Raw genomic sequence first — 16926 nt, 5'->3', positions numbered from 1 at the left:
CCGGGCGCATCCTCGTAACACCCGGACTACGCAGCGTAATTCACCCAGCGCAGCCGGGGCATGGAATCAACGGAACCGCACCCACGAGGACGCACATGACCCCCACACCGCGCACTGCCCACGCCCCCAGGATCCAGGAGGCCCTCGACGCCCGCGACGCCCTCGCCACCGCCCTCACCCGGGCCGGCATCCAACTCCCCGCCCTCGCCACCGCCCTCACCCGGGCCGGCATCCAACTCCCCGCCCTCGCCACCGCCCTCACCCGGGCCGGCATCCAACTCCCCGCCATGGACATCCGCACTCCCTGGGCGGACGACCGCAAGGATGACCGCGAGCGCGAAACGCCGTACGCGCTCGTCCACCTCGGCGTGTGCTCCGCCCCCGTCGCCCACGCGCTCGCGGACGTCATCACGAAGGGGGTCGCCGGGTGACGGAGGCCGCCGACAAAATCCCCGCCGTCGGGGAGACCGTCCGCGACCGCGACCGGGTCGGACGGGTCATGGGCCACGTGGGCCCGTACGTCCGGCTCCGCCCACTCTCCGGTGGCCGCGACTGGGACGCCGACCCGAACCACCTCCGCCGCCTCACCCCGTCCGAGTTGCTCAGTGTCCTCGTCGCCGAGGCGAACGCCCGCAGCAGACAAGGGAGGTGACAGCGCAGAAGCGACGGCACCCCCACCACCCCCAGGCCTGGCCACTACCCACCGGACTCGAGACCCGCCCGCCCCGGCCCGGCCCGGCCGAGTCCCGCAGGAATCCCCTCCCCTTCGGTCAAACCCCTCGCCTAAGGGGATGTCTCACGTGGTCGTTCGCTGATGCGGCATGATGCTGGACTGTGGGTGCTGATCTGTCGCGTCGGCTGGTGCCGGACGAACTGTGGGAGCTGACCGCTCCGTTGTTGCCGAAGTTCACGTCCCGTCCGCAGGGCGGTGGTACTGCTCCGGTGGATGAGCGGGCGGTGTTCACGGCCGTGGTGTACGTGCTGACGAGCGGCTGTGCGTGGCGGTATCTGCCGGACTCGTTCGGTGTCTCGCCGGCCACCGCGCACCGCCGGTTCACCGTGTGGACCGAGGCCGGGTTGTGGCGTCGACTGCACCGGGCGGTGCTGGACGAACTCGGCGCCAGGGGTGAGCTGGACTGGTCGTCCGCGATCGTCGATGCCGCGTCGGTGCGGGCGAAAAGGGGGGCTCGCTGACCGGGCCGAATCCGGTCGATCGCGGCAAGAAGGGCAGCAAACTGCACGTGCTGTCCGAGGCCCAGGGCCTGCCGCTGGCCGTCGCGGTGTCCGGCGCGAACGTGCACGACAGCCAGGCGTTCAAGCCGTTGGTTCTCGGCATCCCCGCCGTCCGCTCCCGGCGCGGACCACGTCGGAGGAAGCCGGTGAAGGTTCGCGCGGACAAGGCGTACTACTCTGCGGAGCACCTCCGCTGGCTCCGCAGCCGGAACCTCGTCGCGCGGATCGCCCGACCCGGTATCGAGTCCGGTGAGCGGCTCGGCCGGCACCGCTGAAAGATCGAGCGGTCGCTCGCCTGGCTCTTCGGCTACCGCCGCCTCACCGTCCGGTACGAACGAAAAGGCAGCCACTTCCTCGCCTTCCTCGGCCTCGCCGCAGCCCTGACCTGCTACAAGAGACTCGCGAAACTCGCCACGTGAGACATCTTCTAAGGCTGGCGGGAACAGGTGCCCGTAGCCCCCAGAGCGACTGACGGGCATGGTCGGGGGAGCCTCCCGGCCAACGGGCCGGACGGAACCATCAAGCCGGCCCATAGGCGGAAGCAAGCAGTGTGGGGATGCGCTCGAGGGAGATGTTGTAGGTCTGGGTATCCACTGCCGACAAGGCGAGCGCGGCCAGAACAGATCCGGTCTGGGCGCACTGCACCGCGTCCAGTCCCGCCGCCAGGGAAGTCAGATAACCGGCGCGGAAGGCGTCACCGCCCCCGGTCGGGTCGGCGACCCGGGCCTCAGGAACCGCGGGCACATCCACGGCCGGCTCTTCGGCCCGGTTGATACGGCTGCCCTTCTCACCGCTTTCTGGACGAGCTGGTTGACAGCCTTCACACCGAAAGCGAGACAGGGCCGATGACCGTACAGACCCTGCTCTTCGGATGATCCAGGGGCGTCAGAATGGTGCGATGGAGGTCTGTACCGGCGGCGCTTGGCCGATGTCGCGGTATCAGGGCACCGGACCGTGGTCGACTTGCTGGTACGCCGGTTCATATGCCCAGCTCAGGAGTGTGGTCGCCGCACCTTCGTCGAGCAGGTGGACGGGCTCACGAAGCGGTTCGCCCGGCGCACGGCGTCGCTGCACCGGACGCTGGAGAAGATCGCACTCGCTCTCGCCGGGCGCCCGACTGGCCGCGCACCTGTCCATCCCGACGAGCGCGAACTCGCTGCTCAGGCTGGCGCGGAAGCTCCCGCGAATCCCGACGGCAGGTCGAAGAATTGGGCGCGGCGCTCCGGGCACGTGACGTCACCGTATTCCTTTCCCATGCCTCCCTCTCGGTCGATGAGCGGGCCCGGTCCGAGCAGGCGTTCGCCGAGGCCCGTGACTGTGTCATCGTGGCCACGTCCACCCTGGAGCTGGGCATCGACGTCGGCGACCTCGACCGAGTCGTCCAGATCGATTCACCCAGCACCGTCGCCTCGTTCCTCCAACGCGTCGGCCGTACGGGGCGTCGCGCGGGAAGCATCCGGAACTGCCTGTTCCTGGCCACCCGCAAGGACGGCCTGCTGCAAGCCGCCGCGTTGCTGCTTCTCTGGGGCCGCGGCCGGGTCGAACCGGTCGTCGCACCGCCCGAGCCGCGCCACCTCGTCGCGCAGCAACTGCTCGCCGCCACGCTCCAGGAGCACAAGCTGGGCGATCACGTGTGGTCCGAGCAGTGGAACGGCCTGGCGCCCTTCGACCGTTCCGCCGCTCCCGTCCTGCGTCATCTGGCAGAGGAAGGCTTCCTCGACACCGACGGAGGCATGCTCTTCATCGGCCCCGAGGCCGAACGACGTTTCGGCCGACGCCACTTCATCGAACTGACCGCATCCTTCACCGCGCCACCACAGTTCACCGTCCTGTCCGGTCGCACCGAGATCGGCCGGATGGATCCGTCCCTACTCACCGAGGAACGCCCAGGCCCGCGACGCCTGCTGTTGGCGGGCCGCAGCTGGCAGGTGACGTTCATCGACTGGGGACGTAAGCGGGTCTTCGTCGAGCCGGTGGAAAGCGGTGGGATCGCCAAGTGGTCCGGAGGCACACTCGTCGGACTCTCGTACGCGCTGACGCGCGCCATGCGGGATGTCCTCCTGGGTGCCGATCCGGACGTCTCACTCACCCGACGAGCGGAAGTCTGCCTCCAGGAGTGGCGCGACGAGGACGCCCCGCACCTCGTCCATCCTGGCGGGACGCTGATCGCGCGGCGCGGAACCGACATCCGCTGGTGGACATGGGCGGGGTACCGGGCCAATGCGACGTTGGGCGCGACCCTGTCGTCCATCGCCGACCCGGTTCAGCGGCCGACGGACTGCTGCCTGCGGCTGCGGGAGGACCTGAGTCCGGACATGTGGCGCGCCGCACTCGACGCCGTACAGGCAGGTCCGGCACTCGTCCTGCCCGAAGTCGACCAGCGTGCAGCGCGCGGCCTGAAGTTCTCGGCAGCGCTCCCCCGACGACTGGCCATGGCGACCCTGTCGGCGAGACTGGCCGACTTCGACGGCGCACGCGCCGTTCTGGCGGAACCGAACCGCTTCTCGAACGTCCAGTGACCCGAGCGTCGCAGCCTTCCCGCAGCGGCGTGCCCCTCATCCCCGCAGTAGCGGGCCAGGATGAGGTGCGGCGGCATCTCTGGGACTTCTCTGGGACTTAGGGCCTGCGGCGGGCTACGGGCCACGCTCCACGGGCTCTGCCGACCGGCCGCGGCTACGCGAAAATCGCGTCGATGGCAGCGCTGCCCCGTGCACCGGCGCGGGGCAGGAAGTGGGAGTACTTCCGCAATGTGAACCCGAGGTCGGAGTGCCCCAGCCAGCGTGCCAGGGAGACGACCGATTCGCCAGCCTCCAGTTCCTCGGAGGCGTAGAAGTGGCGCATGGCGTGGAAGCCGTGCTCCCGGGACGGCTCCCACACGCGAGCACCGTCGGTGCTGCCCTCGTCCAGCGGGGCGATCACAACCGCCGTGGCCAGAGCGGGCTTCCACACGTAGGAGTTGAAGTAGTTCCGGTTGATGGCCTTCCGTTCGCGTCCCGTCACCAAGAGGCTGTAGTTCCTCGGCCGCCGGTGTTTGGCCTCCACCAGCGTCTCGACCGGAGTCGGGTCGTCCCAGGGCAGCGTGACCGGCACCGGCGCGAACTGCGCCATGTGCTGCCGGATGGCCCGGGCCGCGCTGGACGGCAGCGGAGACGTCCGTAAACTGCCCCCAAGTTGCCGGTGCTTGTGCCCTCGGCCATTGCTCGCCGTCATTACGATCACGCCTACCGAATCCATTCTGCCGAATGAATTATACGACGCGAAAAGAGTGTGACATGGCGAGTCCGTTTGACGAGGAAGAAGGAATTTTTCTTGTCGTGGTGAACGACGAGAACCAGCACTCGCTGTGGCCCGACTGGCGTGAGGTTCCCGCTGGTTGGCAAGCCGTCTTCGGCCCGGAAAGCAGGCAGGAATGCCTGTCGTACATCGAACGCAACTGGACGGACCTTCGCCCCGCCAGTCTGCTACAAGGCGAGCGGGCGGCCACGGGCGTCGTCTGACGCGCCAGCGCCCAGACACTAACCCCTAATCCCCCAGAATTTCATGGTGCCCGAATCAGCAGAGCCCTCCGCGCTTCGACTCACATTCACGCGCACCCTGTCCATGAGGAGTTGACGTCGTGTCTCAGCCGATAGACCACACCACGCCGGAGCCGATATTTCAGCGCGCACGGCCCGCAGCGCTCGATCAGAGGGTTTTCCTGACCAAGCTGGCCATTGTTCTCGCGCTGGGTGCAGCGGGGGTGTCCCTGGTGCTGACCGGAATCACCGTGTGCACGATCGCCGGAATTGTGGTCCTCGGGTTCCTGTACACGCACATGGTGGAGCTCCAGCACCAGTGCCTGCATCATTCAGCGTTCCTGAAGGTCGGTCTGCACCGTCCAGTCGGGGTGGCACTCGGACTGCCCATGATGGTTTCGTACAGTCACTACCGCATCCGGCACCTGCAGCATCACCGGTACCTGGGTACCTACCAGGACAGTGAGTTCTTTGGTTTCGACAAGCGGCAGCCGCTGACGGTGCGGGCGCTGCTCAGCAGTCTCTTCGACTACAAGCGACTGGGGTCCGTCGCCGTTGCGGCCTACCGGAGCTGGCGTGGAACCTGGCGGTACGAGAACGGCCAGGTCTCCGAACGCATTTGTCGCGCCAGCATCGCCGAGTACCGGCTGATGTCCCTGGTCGTCGTAACCGCGGCTGCCCTCTCGGCGGCCGGCTTCGGCTCGCTCGTCGTGCAGCTGTGGCTCCTGCCGTGGCTCGTGGTGGCGACGCCGCTGCACTTCCTCGTCGAACTGCCGGAGCACATCTACTGCGAGGACGACACCACCGACGTGCTGCGCAATACTCGGTCGATCAGTGGCAGCAGGTTCAGCACCTGGTTCACGAACGGCAACAACCTGCACGTCGAGCACCACGCCGCGATGAACGTTCCCATCAACCGCCTGCCCGAGCGGCACGGACTTGTCAAGCAGTTCGCCGCCTACACCGACGACAGCTACTGGTCCTTCTACGGGACGGTACTCCGGGAAGTAGTGGCCAACCGTTCGAAGGGCCGCCGTCCCGCCCCCACCGGGACGGTCGAGCCTTAACAGCCCTCGCCCCACGCCATCGGCAAGCGCGGCGCACCCTATGCAGAGGTGAGTTCAAGGTGAACAGCATGAATGACGCATGGTCCCTCCCGTTCGCAACCGGCGTGGCGGTACAGCGGTACCTGACCGCCGAGGAAGGGCTCGAGGCGGCGCAGGACGAGCGCTGCAGCCACTGGTACGTCGACGCGAGCCTGATGGAGGACATGCCGCACAACTGGTCGCAGGAGCGGAGCCGGAAACTGGTGGAGGATGCCGCGGAGCGCGGCCTTTCGCCGATCCTGCACGGCAACTTCCGTGCCCCTCTGGCCTCGGAGATTCCGGAGGTCCGGAAGGCGTCGCTCGACTACGTGCGGTCAGAGATAGACCTTGCGACCCGGATCGAAGCCACTGCGCTGGTCATCCACGGAGGTGCCTTCGTCGAGCCCCGGCCGACCAAGGCACACCGCGATGCCGCGCTGGAGAGGTTCACCTCCCTGCTCTCCGTGATCGAGCGTGAGGCCGCGGACAAGGGTGTCGAGGTGTGGCTGGAGAACCTGTCCTACTACCCCAAGTTTCGTCCCTTCTCGTACGTCTTCACGCGGGAAGCCGACTTCGCGACGGTCCTGGATGCGATCCCCCAGGTGAAGTTCGTGCTGGACGTGGGCCACGCGAACGTGAACCAGTCCCTCGCGCTGCCGGCCTTCGAAGCCTTCGCGCCGTCGATCGCCGCCCTCTCCCTGAGCAACAACGAGGGCAACCAGGACGCGCACCTCGGCCTCGGCGACGGCACACTGTCGGTGCGGGAGCTCACCGATGCCATTCGCGCCAAGAACTGGTCCGGCGTCATCGCCTTTGAGACCAGGAACGCCAGTGTCGGGGCGGGCATCGACTACCTGCGGGCGATGTGGAACGCCGAGGCCGACGCGGACGTTCCCGTGTCGGCCGGCGTCTAGGACGTGCCACAGAGGTCGCCGTAGCCCAACCGGACCCGCGTGCTGCTGCGTGCGGGCAGAGGGCGGGGCTCTCTGCCCGCGGTCGGCCGCGGTCGGCCGCGGTCGCCCCCCGCCGGCCCGGACACGGCGCAGGCGACGGACACGGTCCGCTCCTCCCACGAGACATAAGGACATGGTTATGCCCCCGAAAACGCTTCATGGCTGGTTCGCCGCCAGCGTCGAGACGGTGCCCGACGAACCCGCGCTGATCGTCGACGGCGCATGCCTGACCTACGCCGAGCTCGACGCCGCTTCCCGGGAAGCGGCGCGGCACCTGCGGGGCCCGGGGGGCCGCCCGCCCAGAGTGGGGCTCCTGGCCTCGCGTCGCGTGGCCACCTACGCCGCCTACCTCGGAACGCTGCGCGCCGGCGGGACCGTGGTCCCTCTCAACGCCACCAACCCGGTGGATCGGAACCGGCTCATCGCCGAGACCGCGGGACTCGACGTGGTGGTGACCGACGGCCTTCAGGACACCCGCTTCGCCAAGGAGTGCGGACTGCCGGTGGTGTCCCTGGGCCCCCACCTGCTCCAGGCCCCCGTGGCGCCGGCCGACGCACCTTTGGACGACCCGGCGGTCGGACTTGACGACGTGGCGTACGTGCTGTTCACCTCAGGGTCCACCGGCCGGCCCAAGGGCGTGCCGATCCGGCACGGCAATGTCGACGCCTTCGTGCGGTACAACATCGCGCGCTACGAGGTGAGTCCCGGATGCCGACTCTCGCAGACCTTCGACCTGACCTTCGATCCCTCCGTCTTCGACATGTTCGTGGCTTGGGGGGCCGGTGCCGTACTCGTCGTGCCGTCCCAGGAGTCGCTCCTCGAACCGGTGCGGTTCGTCAACGAGCAACGCATCACCCACTGGTACTCGGTGCCCGCGCTCGCGGCTGTGGCCGGGCGGACGGGAAACCTCGCGGCAGGCGCGATGCCCGGGCTGCGCTGGAGCCTGTTCGCCGGCGCACAGCTCACCCTGGCGCAGGCAGCGGACTGGGCGCGCGCCGCTCCCGGCAGCACGGTGGAGAACCTCTACGGGCCGACCGAGCTGACCGTGACGGTGTCGGCGTTCCGGCTGCCGCGTGAGCGCGCCGACTGGCCCGCAACCAGCAACGGCACGGTTCCGATCGGACGGATCTATCCCCATCTGGAGCACCGGGTCTCGTCCGACGGCGAGCTGCAGGTGCGTGGCCCACAGCGGTTCACCGGCTACCTGGACCCTGCCGACGATCGGGGCCGGTTCGTGCACCCAGGCACGGTGCACGAACCCCCGGGTGAGGACGCCTGGTATCGCACCGGCGACCGGGTCGGCCTGGAGGAGGGCGACCTCGTCCACCTGGGCCGACTGGACAACCAGGTCAAGGTACTCGGCAGGCGCGTGGAGCTGGAGGAGATCGAGTCGGCGCTGCTGGCCCACACGGACTTCACCGAGGTGGCCGTGGTCGCGGTGCCCGGCCCGTCGGACGACCTGCAGCTGGCGGCCGTCTACGTCGGTCCGCCGACGGACGGAGTCGAGCTGCACTCCCGGCTGAGCGGCCGCCTGCCGGCCCACATGATCCCCAAGTACTCGGTGTGCCGCGAGCAGTTGCCGCTCAACGTGAGCGGCAAGGTGGACCGTCAGGCGTGCAAAGAGTTGGCCGTACGGCACCGTGCCGCTCAGGAGGCTGACGCGGCGGACGCGCAGAGCACTGTCGGGGCCGCCCCGGACGCCGCGCTGCTGGCCGTCGTCAGGCAGTGCCTGTCCGTGCCGGACTTCGGGATGGACAGCAACTTCTACGCGTACGGCGGGGATTCGCTGATCGCTGTACGCGTCGTGAACCGGGCCCGGAAGCTGGGCATTCCGATGACCCTGCGGGATCTGCTGATTCATCAGACGGTCCGGGGCGTGATCAGCTCGCCCACCGTGTCCGAGGCCCTGACCGCCCCGGACACGGGTGTCCCCGCCGAGGAGACCGGCAGCGCGCCGTTTTCCCTCCTCGGCGCAGCGGACCGGGCCGTCCTGCCGGAAGGCCTCGAGGACGCCCTGCCCGCCTCGGCCCTCCAGGTCGGCATGGTCTACCTCTGCGAGCTCAGCCAGGACGCGCTGCTCTACCACGTCATGGACGGCTGGGAGGTCTGTGCACGCTTCGACGAGGCTGCCTTCCGTGCCGCGCTCACGCAGCTCGTGCACCGCCACCCGGCCCTGCGCACGTCTTTCGCGTTCGACGGGGTCTCCGCTCCCGTGCAGTTGGTCCAGGAGCGGGCCGAGCTGCCCCTGAGCATCGACCGGTGCGCGACCGCCGAAGAAGCCGACGCACTCGTCCACGACTGGTGCCACAACCGGATCGACATGCCGATCAACTGGCGAGCCCCCTCGCTGGCCCGCTGTCATGTGGTGGTGCGGCCGGAGTCGTTCCGCATCGTACTGGCGGCGCACCACGCCATTCTCGACGGCTGGAGCTTCAGCCGCCTGGCCGTGGAGCTGATGACACTCTACTGCGCCGGGCTCGGAATGCCGCACGCCGAGCTGCCGCCAGTGCCGTCCGCCGTGCAGCACGACTTCGTCGTTGCAGAGCAGAAGGCCCTAAACTCCGAGGCATCCGAACGGCACTGGCTCGATCAGGCCGACGTGGAACCACTGCTCTTCAACGGGCCCGGGCATTTGCCCGGATCACAGGAACGCCACGACTTCGACGTCGACACCGCGCTCGTGGCAGGGCTGACGGGCGTGGCGCGGATGCTCGGAGTCTCCGTCAAGTCACTGGCCCTCGCCGCACACGCGCAGGCGCTGGGTGTGTGGACCGGGCGCGACCGCGACATCGTCACCGGCGTGGTGTACGATACCCGGCCGGAGAGCGTCGGCTCCGACGTGGCGACCGGGCTCTTCCTGAACACGCTTCCCCTGCGTTTCCACGCCCTGGACACGACCTGGGCGGGGCTGGCCAGGATCGCGGCCGACGCCGAACGGGAAGGCGCGCAGCACCGCGCGTACCCGCAGGGAAAGATCGTGGAGAGGCTGGGAAGGCCAGCGTTCGACGTCACCTTCAACTTCATGAACTTCCATGCCTACCAGGAGCTCGACCGCCTGGAAGCCCTGCCGACGCGCCACTGGTGGCGCCGAGGCAAGCCCAGCTTCCCTTTCCACGTCAGCCTGGAGATCAGCGGCGACAGAGGCCAGGTGCGCATCGGCTTCGATCCCGAATCCGTGCCCAGGGACTCGGTCGAGGCCTATGCCGGTGCACTGCAGCAGGCGCTGGCAGCCCTGGTGGCCAATCCGTCGAGTCCAGCAACCGCAGCCGTCCCGGCTGGCAGGGGGATCTGATCATGACCACGCGAACCCGACCGCTGTTCGCCGTCCTGTACGACGCCGGAGCGGTGCCCGCGGGCGAGATCGGCACCGGTCTCGCTCCACTCGGCGACATCGCCTTCCTGCTGCCACAGGGCTCCGCGCACGTGGAGCAGATGCGGCCAGTCATCGAGCAGCTGGGCCGGACCTGCCCGCTCACGAGAGACCCGACGGCCGACGCGGAGTCGGTCCGCGATATCGGTCCCGACGCGGTGCTCACCTTCAGCGAAAGGCTGATCCGCCCCGCCGCCGAGCTGGCAGCCGCCATGGGTCTGCCCGGCCAGTCCGTCCGCACGGCCCGCATCTTCACCGACAAGGGTCTACAGCGGCGCGTCCTCAGGGAGGCGGGCGTCGACCGGACGCGCACGGGTGTCGTCGAGGTCCTGGACGACTGGCCGAGCGCTCTGGAGGAGGTCGGCCTGCCGGCCATCGTCAAGCCGGCCACGGGCTGGAGCAGCCAGGACACCTACGCGATCTCCTCGCCGGAGGAGGCCGCGGAAGTCCTGGAGCGCCTCACTGAGCTGCACGCGGCCGGATCGTGGAGGCCCTTCGTGATCGAGGAATTCCTGCAGGGGCGGCCGAGCGATCCGTTCGGGGACTACGTGTCGGTCGAGAGCATCTGCACCCCTGCCGGCATCACCCACTTCGTCCTCACCGGCAAGACGCCTGTCGTCCCCCCGTTCCGGGGGACCGGCAGGGTCTGGCCCAGCCATCTGCCGCTCGCGCAGGAGCAGGAGATCTGCGATCTGGTCACCCGCGCCCTGGAGGCGGTCGGGTCCGACTGCGGCTTCACCCACACCGAGGTGAAACTCACCCCCGACGGGCCGGGCATCATCGAGATCAACGGGCGCATCTCCGCCCACGTCAACATGATGGCGCGCCAGGCGTGCGGCGTAGACCTCGTTCGCATCGGCGGGCTGATGGCCCTGGGCGAGCAGCCGTACCTCCCGCCCTTCGACTTCGGAGGCAAGGTCCACTACCAGTACAACAACATCGCCCCGGTGCGCCCCGGGCGACTTGAGGCCGTCCACGGGGCCGACGCGGTCCGCAGAATTCCGGGCGTCACCACGTACCGGAACTTCGTCCGCCCGGGCGACGAGCTTCCCGGCGGGTCCACGACCCTGACCCTGGACACGATCTCGGGGGTCGCCGAGAGCCACGAGGCGATGGTGCGGACGATCGAGGAGGCCCGCGCCGCGCTCACCTTCGAGTTCCGGTTCTCGGACGGCGTGCGGCGCATCGGCGGCCTGGAACTGCCCGAGCACTGACCGTACGTACACGCACTCGGGCGCATGACTGGCGCATGAAAGGGCTGGCCTCAGGACTGAGGTCAGCCCTTCGTCGTCAGCGTCTGCCTGCCGCTCCCCCTCTCGGCGACCGCCTCCGGTGGACCGCGTCACGTCTCCGGTTCCGGCCATGAGTGCCGGGGAGGCCGACGCGTCACGCGCCTGGTCGGCAGTGCCCTGTCCGGGACGGCCCCAGGATGTGCGCCGGCCCGGCGAGAATGTCGCTCTGAGGGTCTGCATCCGTCCGACCTGCAGGTCCGCGTCTGTTCACCCTGCAGATCAGCATCCGTCCACCCTGCAGATCCGCGTCCATCCGTGTTCGCGCCGAGCAGCGAGCGGCTGGCCGCAAAGCGCGCCACGCGACCCGCTCGCATACGCGCCTCCACCGCTCCGTCCAGCCTCGGTGCTGCCCGCCCCGTCCCGGGAGCCGATCACCGGGACAGCACGAAATGCGCGTCGTTCCGGCTCGTGCCGGGATGACGCGCATACCAGGTCGGACATCGCCTGGCCTGTCCGGTTGTCCGGATTCGGTGGTCCGCCTTTCTCAGCCTCCTGCGGGCTTGGGGGCGGCGGCACGGCTTTCGGGCAGGTCGCGCATCGTGCGCAGCGGCGAGAAGAAGACCCACAGGGCGGCGCTCCACGTGCCGAGGACGCAGATCCACAGCGCGGTCCGCAGGCCGAGCGTGCTGGCGAGGGCTCCACCGGTCAGGGCGCCCAGCGGGATGGCGCCGTAGCAGACCCACAGGACGGAGGCGTTGACCCTGCCGAGCATGTGGGACGGGGTGACGCGCTGTCGGTACGAGGTGGCGGCAACGCTGTACAGCACGATGTTGGCAGAGAACGCAGCAAGACCGATGCCGTACAGCAGAACGCCCCAGCCGGGCTGGGCCAGCGGCATGCACAGATACAGCGGGCCGGGAGCGACCATGGCCACCCAGATGATGCGGGCGGTGCCCACCCGGTCCGAGATGCGCTTGGTCAGGGCGCCGATCACCAGGCCGCCGACGGCGCTGATGCTGAACACGACGCCGACGAGCCACGAGGGGGCATCCAGCTCCCGCACCATGAAGGTGACTTCGATGGACCCGGAGGCCATGACGAAGAAGTTGGACGTCGTGCTGCACAGCAGCAGGCTGCGCAGGATGGGATGCCGGCTGATGAAGGCGATCCCCTCCGTCAGCTCGGCGCGCAGCGGCCTGCGCTCCTCGGCGTTCTGAGCCGCCCGGTCGACGGGCTCGACCCGGATCAGCCACAGCGTGACGGCACTGATCAGGTAGGCGAGGCCGTTGGTGAAGAAGGTCCTGGCGGCGCCGAGGACCCCGATCAGCACACCGCCGATCGACGGGCCCACCAGCTCGCCCAGGTCCTGGCTCATGGTGAGCTTGGCGTTGCCGTCGACGAGCTGGTGCTCCTCCAGCAGGCGCGGCAATTTCGACCGGTAGGCCACGTTGAACAGCACGGTCAGTACGCCCGAGACCAGGATGACGGCGTAGAGGAGCCCTAGGCTCAACGCCCCGGCGGCCGCGGCAACGGGCAGCGACAGCATCAGGGCCATGCGGCCCAGGTCGCAGGCGATCATCAGCTTGCGCTGGTCGACCCGGTCGGCGATGAGTCCGGCCGGCAGGGAGATCAGCAGGTACGGCAGCCAGGCAAGAGTGGTCAGGAGCGAGATCTGAAAGATGCTCGCGTCGAGTGTCTCGGCGGCGAGCAGGGGGACCGCGACGCTGGATATGCGCGAGCCCAGCTCGGCGACAGTCTGCCCGCCCCACAGCAGCAGGAAGTTCCTGCTGCGCCATACCGTGGGGCGATCGACTTGCCCAGGCCGGTCCTCGATCACTGGTTCTTGCGTCACTGTTCTGCCTATCTGTTGTCACAAATACAGGTGCTCGTGCAGTGCGGTAGCCGACTCAGGGCGGGGTCAACCTCAGCCGCAGGCTCTTGAAGCCGCTGATGACCGTCGAGGCCAGCCGCGCGGGAGGCTGCAGCATCTCGGCGAAGCCCACCCTGTCGCACAGTTCGTCGAGGAAGACGCGCAGTTCCAGGGTCGCGAGCGATGCCCCGAGACAGTAGTGCGAACCAGCACCGAGACCCAGGTGGGGGTTGGGATTGCGGGACACGTCGAAGCGGTCCGGGTCCGTGAAGACTCGTTTGTCCCGGTTGGCCGAGAAGTGCCAGACCACGACGTCCTGCCCGGCCTCGACTGACTGTCCGCCGATCTCCACGTCTTGCACCGCGTGGCGCAGGACGTGCTTGCTCGGTGAGGCCCAGCGCAGTACCTCGCCCACTGCCGGAGTGAGCAGGGACCGGTCGGTGCGCAGCAGCTGCCACTGGTCGGGGAACTCCATGAGGCCGAGCACGGCCCCGACCGCCCCGTGCCGGGTGGTCTCGTTGCCGCCGAGCAGCAGCAGGTCGAAGAAGAGCATCGCGTCCTCTTCGGTGAGCGTCCCCGCACGCTGTGCCTCGACCAGGCTCGTGCAGATGTCGTCCCGCGGCTCCTGGGCGCGCTGGTGCATCAGGTCCTGGCAGTAGAGGAGCAGCTGGGCATGGGCCTGGGCGGCGCTCGCACGGGCGCTGGGCGACGTCTGCACATCCTGGTCGGCGGAGCCGAAGGCGGCCGTGGTCAGGATGAGCAGCGGCTCCCAGTCGTCCTGCGGGACGCCGAGCAGCGCGGCGACGGACGCCACGGGAAGCAGCGCGACGACATCCACCAGGTCGCACTCGCCCGCGTCGAGCGCGCGGTCGAGGGCCTGGGCGACGACGGAGCGCAGGTACGGTTCGAGCCCGGCGACGGCCCGCGGGGTGAAGGACTTGTTGACGATCTGGCGCAGCTCGGTGTGGCGGGGGGCATCGGTGTGGGTGAGCATCCGCCCCGCGCCCTCGTCGCCGTGCCAGCGCTGCTGGCCCAGCGTGTTGGTGGTGACGGCCGAGCTGAAGACCTTCGTGTTCTTGAGGACGGCCTGGCAGTCGTCGTACCGGGTGACCGACCAGAAGCCCGGTTCGACGCCGTCGGGGTTCCAGTGCACCGGGTCGTACTCGCGCAGGTACCGGAAGGTCCGGTGGTAGTCGTTCTCGGCGAACATCCGCGGATCGGCCAGGTCGGTGCGGAGCAGCGCGCTCCGCGCGAGGTCGTTGGTGGTCGCCATGGTCAGCCCGCCATCATCTTCTGGATTTCCCTCATGAGTGCGGTCAGCGCAAGCCGCTCCGCGGCCGTGGTCTCGGGGTGCCACAGATCGGCGAGCAGGCAGGTGCGGGTCCGCGTGTCGTTGCCGTTCCACGCCTCGTGCTCGAAGGAGTAGTCGAACAGAAGGCACTTGCCCTCGTCCCAGGTACGCGCCTCTTCGGCGACGCGGAGGCCCGCGCCCTGGGGGATGTCGATGGCCAGGTGCAGATTGATGCTGAAGTTCCACAGGTCGCAGTGCGGCTTGATGGAAGCGCCCGGCAGCAGCGTCGAGAAGTGGGACTCGAGCAGAGGGCAGATCACCTCCGTGTCGACGGCGTGTTCCTTCAACACTCGATACGCGGTGGGTGCTACGCACTGTGAGTCCTCGACCAGGGCGCCGTCGCGGTAGAGGTAGAGGGCCTGCCAGTTCTGCTGGCGTACGAGGTAGTGCTCGTAGTCCGAGAAGCTGTCCCGCCGGTCCGCCCAGGCACGCTCCTGGTCGGCCTTGATCTGGGCGTGGTGGGACTCCAGCGCGGTGACCAGCGGCGTGAGTTCGGGGTAGGTGTACGGGTCATGCCAGGGCGTCTGGGATATCCCGGGCAGCACCCACTTGGCGTCCTGCTGGAGGGGGTGGCGTGTCTCGCTGCGCCGGCGCGGTTCGAGCATCTCCTCGACGCGGTCGAGCGCGCTGCTGCCGTGCTCAGCCCTGATGGCAGCGAAAAGGTCGTCGATCTCGGGTGTCACCGTTCTCCCCTGGGCTCGGTGTGGTGGTGGATGTGGCGTACGGGGCTCTCGGGGTCTGCGGCGACGGTGTCCAGGAGCCGGATCAGGCCGTCCCTCATCCCCTCGGCCGTCCGCCGGTCGAACAGGTCGGTGGCGTAGGTGAGGTGGGCTGTGAGGCTTCCGCCGACGGCCCCGTTCCCGGCCGGCCCCGCCACCTCGACGAAGTCCCAGGCAAGGTCGTAGCGCAGGGCGGTCGTCGCGACGGGTTCACGTGCGCAGCCCAGCCCGGCCAGCCGGAGGGGCAGTTGCGTCTCGTCGCCGTTGTGGAGCTTGACCACCGTCTGGAACAGCGGATGGCGTGCGCGGGTGCGGGCCGGGGCGAGGTCCTCGGCCAGCATCTCGAAGGGCAGATCCTGGTGGTCGTACGCGGACAGGCACACGTCCCGCACCCGTTCGACGAGGTCGCGGAACGTCGGGTCACCGGAGGCGTCGACGCGGAGGACGAGGGTGTTGACGAAGAATCCGACCAGGTCGTCGAGCGCCTCGTCAGTGCGGCCCGACATGTCGGTGCCGAGCGGGATGTCGCTGCCCGCACCCTGTCCTTTCAGCAGCGCGGCCACTGCGGCCTGGAGCACCATCGACAAGGTGGCCCGGCTGTGCCGGGCCAGGTCGAGGAGCGCGGCGTGCGTCCCGGCAGCGATGCCGAAGGCGATCCCATGGACCGCGTACGTGGGGACAACGGGCCGGGGGCGGTCGTACGCCAGCGCGAGCTCTTCGGGGATTCCCTTCAGAGCCGCACGCCAGTGGGCGAGTTGACGTCCGGCGACGCTCTCCGGGTCGTTCTCGTCGCCCAGCAGGTCCTGCTGCCACAGGGTGTAGTCCGCGTACTGCACCGGCAGCGGCTCCCACGTGGGAGCACCGCCTGCCGCCCGCGCGTTGTACGCCGCCTCCAGATCCCGCAGCAACGGCCCCATCGACCAGCCGTCGTGCACCGCGTGGTGCATGACCAGAACGAGGGCGTGCTCATCGGCCACGAGCTGGATCAGCCAGGTGCGCAGCAGTACGTCGCCGTTGAGGTCGAAGGGCCGGTCGAGCACCTCCGCTAAGGCGGGGTCGAGCGCGGTGCCGTCCCTCAGCAGGTCCTCGAAACGGCTCGTGCCGCACGGCAGCGGCGTGAGCAGCGGTCCGACGGCGTCCTCGGGCAAGATCTCCTGCCGCGGGCCGTCGCCCGTGTCCCGCAGTACCGTCCGCAGGACCTCATGCCGGCCCAGGACGTCGGCGAGCGCACGTTCCAGGGCCGAGGCGTCCAAGGCGCCGGACAGACGCAGGACGACGTGAACGTTGTACGCGGCGTGCGGGCCCTCCTGCTGGTGGAAGGTCCACAGCCGGCGCTGGGAGTGGGACAGTGCGAGCATGCCTCACCCCTGCCTGTCGCGGCGCACCAGGCGCGGGCGGGCGGCCGTGAGGGACTCGTGGCGTTCGACGGCCTCGGCGAGGGCGGCCACCGTGGGGGTGTCGAAGAGCTGGCGGAGGCTGAAATCGGCGCTGAGGGTGGTGCGGATGCGGTTGACGAGGCGCGTCGCGAGCAGCGAATGACCACCCAGATCGAAGAAGTTGTCGTCCAACGACACCGACTCCACCCGCAGGATCTCCGC

At 69.0% G+C, this 16926-nt stretch carries 14 protein-coding genes and 2 pseudogenes; 9 read left to right on the top strand and 7 right to left on the bottom strand.

Translation table 11 applies throughout. The annotated features are described in order from the left end of the window. The first annotated feature begins 95 nt into the window (after positions 1 to 95). The 3 genes and pseudogenes from ABT115_RS28805 to ABT115_RS28795 all read left to right on the top strand — a co-directional run bounded on the left by ABT115_RS28805 (position 96) and on the right by ABT115_RS28795 (position 1652). Positions 96 to 431, top strand: coding sequence for a hypothetical protein (locus ABT115_RS28805; RefSeq protein WP_502969183.1), 336 nt, complete (start codon positions 96 to 98; stop codon positions 429 to 431). Continuing rightward, complete coding sequence (locus tag ABT115_RS28800) at positions 428 to 652, top strand: hypothetical protein (protein WP_351795818.1); 225 nt, start codon at positions 428 to 430, stop codon at positions 650 to 652. The genes ABT115_RS28805 and ABT115_RS28800 overlap by 4 nt, the downstream gene beginning before the upstream one ends. A gap of 182 nt (positions 653 to 834) precedes the next feature. Next, positions 835 to 1652 (top strand): annotated as a pseudogene (locus ABT115_RS28795) (IS5 family transposase). Positions 1653 to 1752: 100 nt separating this feature from the next. Here ABT115_RS28795 and ABT115_RS28790 read toward each other — a convergent pair. After that, positions 1753 to 2073, bottom strand: coding sequence for a PfkB family carbohydrate kinase (locus tag ABT115_RS28790; RefSeq protein ID WP_351795810.1), 321 nt, complete (start codon positions 2071 to 2073; stop codon positions 1753 to 1755). A gap of 344 nt (positions 2074 to 2417) precedes the next feature. Between ABT115_RS28790 and ABT115_RS28785 the strand changes: the two are divergent. Continuing rightward, a pseudogene (locus ABT115_RS28785) lies at positions 2418 to 3752 on the top strand (helicase-related protein); the annotation flags it as partial. A gap of 154 nt (positions 3753 to 3906) precedes the next feature. Here the strand turns inward: ABT115_RS28785 and ABT115_RS28780 are convergent. Further along, positions 3907 to 4341: an integrase gene (locus ABT115_RS28780; protein WP_351795783.1), complete on the bottom strand. Its 435-nt coding sequence runs from the start codon at positions 4339 to 4341 to the stop codon at positions 3907 to 3909. A gap of 164 nt (positions 4342 to 4505) precedes the next feature. On the opposite strand from ABT115_RS28780, the gene ABT115_RS28775 reads away from it, so the two are divergent. From ABT115_RS28775 to ABT115_RS28755, 5 genes are all read left to right on the top strand, one after another. Next, on the top strand, positions 4506 to 4730 hold the full coding sequence (locus tag ABT115_RS28775; protein WP_351795807.1) for an MbtH family protein: 225 nt from the start codon (positions 4506 to 4508) through the stop codon (positions 4728 to 4730). Positions 4731 to 4849: 119 nt separating this feature from the next. Next, positions 4850 to 5815 carry a fatty acid desaturase family protein gene (locus ABT115_RS28770; RefSeq protein WP_351795780.1) on the top strand — a complete coding sequence of 322 codons (966 nt, stop codon included), beginning with the start codon at positions 4850 to 4852 and terminating at the stop codon, positions 5813 to 5815. A 68-nt stretch (positions 5816 to 5883) separates the two neighbouring features. Beyond that, entirely contained in the window at positions 5884 to 6747 is an 864-nt protein-coding gene (locus ABT115_RS28765; protein ID WP_351795777.1) for a sugar phosphate isomerase/epimerase family protein, read from the top strand. A gap of 178 nt (positions 6748 to 6925) precedes the next feature. Further along, a complete protein-coding gene (locus ABT115_RS28760) occupies positions 6926 to 10078 on the top strand; it encodes an AMP-binding protein (RefSeq protein WP_351795774.1) in 3153 nt (1050 codons plus the stop codon). A gap of 2 nt (positions 10079 to 10080) precedes the next feature. After that, complete coding sequence (locus ABT115_RS28755; RefSeq protein ID WP_351795771.1) at positions 10081 to 11370, top strand: ATP-grasp domain-containing protein; 1290 nt, start codon at positions 10081 to 10083, stop codon at positions 11368 to 11370. 562 nt (positions 11371 to 11932) lie between these two features. Here ABT115_RS28755 and ABT115_RS28750 read toward each other — a convergent pair. The 5 genes from ABT115_RS28750 to ABT115_RS28730 all read right to left on the bottom strand — a co-directional run. Further along, positions 11933 to 13240, bottom strand: a complete 1308-nt coding sequence (locus tag ABT115_RS28750; RefSeq protein WP_351795768.1) for an MFS transporter — start codon at positions 13238 to 13240, stop codon at positions 11933 to 11935. 55 nt (positions 13241 to 13295) lie between these two features. After that, on the bottom strand, positions 13296 to 14531 hold the full coding sequence (locus ABT115_RS28745; protein ID WP_351795765.1) for a cytochrome P450: 1236 nt from the start codon (positions 14529 to 14531) through the stop codon (positions 13296 to 13298). 2 nt (positions 14532 to 14533) lie between these two features. Then, complete coding sequence (locus ABT115_RS28740; RefSeq protein ID WP_351795762.1) at positions 14534 to 15292, bottom strand: aspartyl/asparaginyl beta-hydroxylase domain-containing protein; 759 nt, start codon at positions 15290 to 15292, stop codon at positions 14534 to 14536. After that, positions 15289 to 16686: a condensation domain-containing protein gene (locus ABT115_RS28735; RefSeq protein ID WP_351795759.1), complete on the bottom strand. Its 1398-nt coding sequence runs from the start codon at positions 16684 to 16686 to the stop codon at positions 15289 to 15291. The genes ABT115_RS28740 and ABT115_RS28735 overlap by 4 nt, the downstream gene beginning before the upstream one ends. Before the next feature lie 3 nt (positions 16687 to 16689). Next, positions 16690 to 16926: phosphopantetheine-binding protein (locus tag ABT115_RS28730; RefSeq protein ID WP_351795756.1), on the bottom strand; the 237-nt coding region annotated here is incomplete at its 5' end.

This window comes from Streptomyces sp. NPDC001832, from assembly GCF_040297265.1.
Lineage (GTDB): Bacteria > Actinomycetota > Actinomycetes > Streptomycetales > Streptomycetaceae > Streptomyces.
This window is presented reverse-complemented; position numbering and strand designations above follow the sequence as displayed.

Coding starts and splice junctions, on each gene's coding strand:
- ABT115_RS28775 (WP_351795807.1), top strand. CDS start 4,506: ATGGCGAGTCCGTTTGACGAGGAAGAAGGAATTTTTCTTGTCGTGGTG.
- ABT115_RS28760 (WP_351795774.1), top strand. CDS start 6,926: ATGCCCCCGAAAACGCTTCATGGCTGGTTCGCCGCCAGCGTCGAGACG.
- ABT115_RS28735 (WP_351795759.1), bottom strand. CDS start 16,686: ATGCTCGCACTGTCCCACTCCCAGCGCCGGCTGTGGACCTTCCACCAG.
- ABT115_RS28765 (WP_351795777.1), top strand. CDS start 5,884: ATGAATGACGCATGGTCCCTCCCGTTCGCAACCGGCGTGGCGGTACAG.
- ABT115_RS28745 (WP_351795765.1), bottom strand. CDS start 14,531: ATGGCGACCACCAACGACCTCGCGCGGAGCGCGCTGCTCCGCACCGAC.
- ABT115_RS28805 (WP_502969183.1), top strand. CDS start 96: ATGACCCCCACACCGCGCACTGCCCACGCCCCCAGGATCCAGGAGGCC.
- ABT115_RS28780 (WP_351795783.1), bottom strand. CDS start 4,341: ATGGCGCAGTTCGCGCCGGTGCCGGTCACGCTGCCCTGGGACGACCCG.
- ABT115_RS28755 (WP_351795771.1), top strand. CDS start 10,081: ATGACCACGCGAACCCGACCGCTGTTCGCCGTCCTGTACGACGCCGGA.